This window comes from Microcoleus sp. BM001215392 (genome assembly GCF_036700185.1).
GTDB lineage: Bacteria > Cyanobacteriota > Cyanobacteriia > Cyanobacteriales > Microcoleaceae > Microcoleus.
Genome location: NZ_JAUBOJ010000605.1, coordinates 1 through 2,731, shown reverse-complemented (window position 1 = coordinate 2,731; position 2,731 = coordinate 1). Strand labels below are relative to the sequence as shown.

Here is a 2,731-nt window from a genome sequence, read left to right as displayed (position 1 = left end):
TAGTTATAATCCCATATTGATTGCGGTCATGCTTCGCCCCTACAGATATATTTGCAAAAATCCAGATGCACCCGATCGCACTTCCCTACAATAACTAAGTATTAATGCTTATTCAGCCTAGCAGATAATTTTCCTCAACAGGCCTTGACACCGACAAAAGGGCGTGTCAGGATAGTGTTGAGGAATAAATCAACATAGGTGAAAGTATGGCACGGCAAGCAAAACAATCATCTCAGGTCAAAAGTTCCAGCAGCCAAGCAGCCTCGAATAATCGCACCAAATTTACCCTCTATAATTTTGCCGGAAATGAAAAGGCATTCTATTTAGTCGATCGCCTCAATCTCGAAAGAAAGCCCGGCGATATCCCCGAAAAATCCGTCGCCCACAGCATCATCATTATCGATCGCTCCGGCTCGATGTATTATGACTTAAAACCGCTGAAAGAAACCTTAGTCAAGCTTTTGACCTTAGACGAATACAACAATTACCAACTAATTGTCAGCCTCATTTCCTACGCCGGCAATGGAGACGTAATTAGTCACTTCCAGCGAATTCCCATTCAAGAAGTGACGAAGATTGACTCTCAATACATCAAACAAATTAAAAATATCCAAACCGCGGGCTGTACCTGCATATCGCAGTCGATGCAGCTTGCTAAATCTCTGGTGAAAGCAGGAGAAGTGACAGCAATTAACTTGCACACAGACGGTTATGCAAATGACCCGAGTCCTAATGCCGAAGCTGCGAAACTAGCGGAAATTTGCAACGAACTTAAGGAGATGGATGTGTTTGCAAACACGATATCCTATGCTTCTGCTGACTTCAAACTGCTCTCAAAAATTGCCAACACTTTATCGGGAAATTGCATCCGGGCTGGCGAAGTCAAAATGGTTTATGATGCTCTGTACGACAGTACAAAACTGTTAGGTGATTCCGTGGCGCCGCCGCTGGAAGAACCGTTAATTAAGGAATACGATTATCAAGTTTTTGTTTCCAAAAGCGGCAAGAAAATCAGCGGTTCATCGAGTACGCTGAAAATCTGCGGGCTGAAAGCAGACGATGCGGGATTGTTTTACAAGTATCAGCAAATCACCAAAGATGAGTATGACAAATTAGAAGTTCCGGTTGCTCAAACTGATGAGTCGGTGTTTGCTTTTGCGAAAGCTAACCTCGCTGATGGCAATTTGAATGCGGCGAAGTATGCGCTGGCGAGCACCTTCGACGCTACTTTGACCGAAAAACACGCGAAAGCTTTGACAAATGCCCAAATAGCCGAGTTTACGGAGGATTTGGAACGGGCTGTGTTTGCGCCTGATGTGTTGCAAAATCATCAAATTGGCGATCGGGTAAAAGTCAGCGATAAAATTTCCCTGCTGGAGTTGATCGAGATATTGGAGGACAACAGCAACAGCATCATCATCAACTTGAAACACTTGCAAGAAAACTATCAGCGCAAAGGTTTGAAGCGAGTTGAAGGAAAGCGAGACGAAAACGGCAACCTTGTCAAGCCTTGGCTGAAAACAGAATTCTTAGATGGCGGCGAATACGTGCGGATGGGTTCATTTGCGATCGATCAAAATACCGCTACCATCAATATGCTGATTACCAGGAAAGTTAAACTGGTAAAAGTTGAGGATGGAAGTGCGATCGCAGAAGTGGCAGGAATTCTGGTGACAGACCTCAATACTTTCAACAATTATACTATTGTCAGCGACGGCGAAGTTAATATCAAGTCGCTGCGAACCAAAATCAGCAGCAAAGCAGTGTTTGATGTGCTCAAAAAATGCGGTACTCTCGAACAAGACGGCTCGCCTGCGGGAGATTTTGACTTCCATTCGGAGTACGATCTTAACTTAGAAAATTTGCCGCTAGTACCTTTAAACGGGCGTTACGGCAGCCTTGACGGAGTGTTTGAGCAACTCGCCAACATTAAAATTCTCTCCAGCATTCTCTCGGCTCATTTAAAGGAAGCATCCGAGAGTTATACGGCTCAACAGTTGGAAGAGTTGAAACAGCACTATCTGTCGAAAAGCCTTTACCTCAACTTTCCGACGACGACGGAGTACACAGAGTTGAAAAGTGCGATCGCCAACGGTACAGTAGATTCGCGAGTCAGCTACAAAATCGACATCGGCAGCAAAAACATCCTCAACTTCGGCAAATTGCACTCAGCCAACAAATTTCTCGATCGCCTTTACGAAGTTTACCACAAAAACACGGGCGAAAAGCTGGCAAAACCGACATTTGACATCACCTTAGATGAGCCTGTCGTCTTCGCACACAAAACAGTTTCATCCCGCACCAAAATCACCAAAGTTGACGACTTGATGAAACAAATTTTCGATGACTTTTTGGGGTTGGAAAATAACGGAATTGTTAGCGCTACCTTAGCTAAAGTTGGTGCAGACAGTTTGCTGAGGCTTCTGCAAGCAAAATGGCAAGAAGAAGATGTCAAGCGAGACGAATTTGTCGCTGCTTTAACCCGTGCAAACGAGCAACTGGAAACCTACGCCGAAAAAGTGTACACTGAGAAAGTTTCGCCGCTAGTTTTCTACATCGGTTCAACCGGACTTATTCCCGATGAAATGGAGGCGAAGGCGGCGACTGCTGATGAAATGAATGCTAAATACAGCAACTTGCAATTCTCTAAAGATGAGCAAGAGGGGATGTTTTTTGAAGTGGGAGATTGCATTATTAGCGTGTATGCTAAGAATGAGTATTTCACCGTAGG

At 44.5% G+C, this 2,731-nt stretch carries 1 protein-coding gene; it reads left to right on the top strand.

All coding sequences use genetic code 11. The features are described 5' to 3' along the window. Positions 1-206: 206 nt before the first annotated feature. On the top strand, positions 207-2,731 hold a 2,525-nt coding region (locus QT974_RS33255), incomplete at its 3' end, for a vWA domain-containing protein (RefSeq protein WP_333472627.1).